The organism is Brachybacterium tyrofermentans, assembly GCF_039526165.1.
Taxonomy (GTDB): Bacteria; Actinomycetota; Actinomycetes; order Actinomycetales; family Dermabacteraceae; genus Brachybacterium; species Brachybacterium tyrofermentans.
The window spans coordinates 1-1,793 of sequence record NZ_BAAAIR010000082.1; the positions used below are offsets into that span (position 1 = coordinate 1).

The following is a 1,793-nucleotide window of genomic DNA, read 5'->3' on the forward strand; positions in this document are numbered from 1 at the left end:
CGTATCCTGCTCACCAGCGCCGCGAGAACCGTAGCGTGAACACCCGTCCCAGCAGGGTCATTCACCACGAACCGCGAAGAGCCGCCATTCCCCGCGGCCGTCGGAGATGGAGTTGGAGTAGATCGTCAAGGCCTCTGAGTCGCCGCCCCCGGACTGGGGCGGGGAGCAGGCGGCGAGACCGCCGAGGGCGGCGGCGGTGAGGAACAGGCGTCGAGAGGTCATACCAGAGCCTTCCGGTCAGGTGATCGACATCGATCACTGAGGTGGTGGGCGTACAAGTTCACTGTCGACCGGGGGTCGCACTCGGCCCCTTCGCCGCTGGAATGTACGCGCGTACGGTAGTCACTTACTGACAATGTACACGCGATCATGGTGCCTGTCTTCCCCTCGACGAGACTCACGAAAGATGCCCGCGAACGGATTCCCGTGCCTCACGGGGATTTGCCCGCGAAACGGAGGACCGTGGGAGGGCATGGGAAGTGAGCTGACGATGGCCTCTCGTGCCGAGGTGACGACGAAGTTCGCGCGGGAGTATTCCCGTGCGGTGAAGAAGGACAAGGGGAGGATCCTGGACCAGGTCGTGGCCGTGACGGGCTGGTCGCGGGACAACGCGCGCAGGCAGCTGACCGCGGCCGCGAAGCGGCCACCGGGCCGCGGCAGACAGATCGCCAAGCCGGTGCGGAAGCAACGGCCGCCGAAGTACTCCTACGACGCGATCAAGGTCCTCCAGACCCTGTGGGCGGCCTCCGGCGGCCAGTGCGGGAAGTACCTCGCCGCCTCGATGAGCCTGTTGCTGGACACGGCTCTCCGTCGGCGCGCAGCCGGTCACGCTCTCCCACCGGCTGGGGGCGGTGCGCGGGTTCGCCCGCTATCTGGCCACGATCGACCCGGCGACCCAGATCCCGCCGTGCGGCCTGTTCGGCAAACAGCAGCGGCGCGCACCCTACATCTATTCGCCCGAGGAGATTAGGCGACTGTTGCAGGCCGCTGGCCGACTGCGCCCGCCGTTGCGAGCGACGACCTACCAGACGTTGTTCGGACTGCTTGCGGTTAGCGGCATGCGTCTTGGCGAGGCGACTCGCCTCCTGCGCGGCAACGTCGACCTCACCGAGGGGGTGCTACGGGTCCGGCATCCCAAGTTCGACCGCGACCGGTTGGTGCCGCTGCACCCCAGTGCCACGACGTCGCTGCGCGACTACGCCACACGCCGAGATGGGATATTTCCGCAGCCGCGAACCGAGTCGTTCTTCATCTCCGACCTCGGCACCAGGCTGGCGCACAGTTCCGTGCATGCCACGTTCTTGTCGCTGCTCGCTCCCGCCGAGTTGCCCACGGCGGCCGTGGGCCGGCCCAGAATTCACGATCTGAGACACAGCCTGGTGGTGAACACCCTCATTGGCTGGCAACGCGACGGTCTCGACATCGCGGCCCGGCTCCCGGTGCTCTCGACCTATCTGGGTCACGTCAGCCCGGCGAGTACCTACTGGCACTTCTCCGCGGTACCCGAGCTGATGCAAATGGCTGCCGCCGGGCTCGAGCGCCGGTCCGGGAGCCGGTCATGAGCGCCCTCGCGCCGCTGATGGAGGCGTTCTTTACCGACCGGCTCATCAACCAGCTCGGCGCCAGCCCCAACACGATCACCGGCTATCGGGACACGTTCCGGCTACTGCTCGGCTACGCCACCGACCGCACCGGAAAGAAGCCCAGCGAGTGAATCGCCCCGGGTCTGGTGGAGGCTCTGAATCCACGGGAGGATGAGGAGCATGGCAGCACCGAGGAAGTACCCCGACGAG

At 66.9% G+C, this 1,793-nt stretch carries 3 protein-coding genes; 2 read left to right on the plus strand and 1 reads right to left on the minus strand.

Translation table 11 applies throughout. The features are described from left to right. Positions 1 to 57 precede the first annotated feature (57 nt). Positions 58 to 222: a hypothetical protein gene (locus tag ABD093_RS18335; protein WP_343926326.1), complete on the minus strand. Its 165-nt coding sequence runs from the start codon at positions 220 to 222 to the stop codon at positions 58 to 60. Between the two features lie 629 nt (positions 223 to 851). On the opposite strand from ABD093_RS18335, the gene ABD093_RS18340 reads away from it, so the two are divergent. Both ABD093_RS18340 and ABD093_RS18345 read left to right on the plus strand, forming a co-directional pair. Beyond that, positions 852 to 1,562 (plus strand): tyrosine-type recombinase/integrase, encoded by a 711-nt coding sequence (locus ABD093_RS18340; RefSeq protein WP_343926328.1) that lies wholly within the window; start codon positions 852 to 854, stop codon positions 1,560 to 1,562. Next, the gene (locus ABD093_RS18345) at positions 1,559 to 1,714 is read left to right on the plus strand and encodes a hypothetical protein (RefSeq protein WP_343926330.1); all 156 of its coding nucleotides are present in this window, start codon (positions 1,559 to 1,561) and stop codon (positions 1,712 to 1,714) included. Before ABD093_RS18340 ends, ABD093_RS18345 begins: the two co-directional genes overlap by 4 nt. The last annotated feature ends 79 nt before the right edge of the window (positions 1,715 to 1,793 follow it).

What these genes read in the sequence shown, in the direction of transcription:
- ABD093_RS18345 (WP_343926330.1), top strand. Translation starts at nt 1,559, where the DNA reads ATGAGCGCCCTCGCGCCGCTGATGGAGGCGTTCTTTACCGACCGGCTC.
- ABD093_RS18335 (WP_343926326.1), bottom strand. Translation starts at nt 222, where the DNA reads ATGACCTCTCGACGCCTGTTCCTCACCGCCGCCGCCCTCGGCGGTCTC.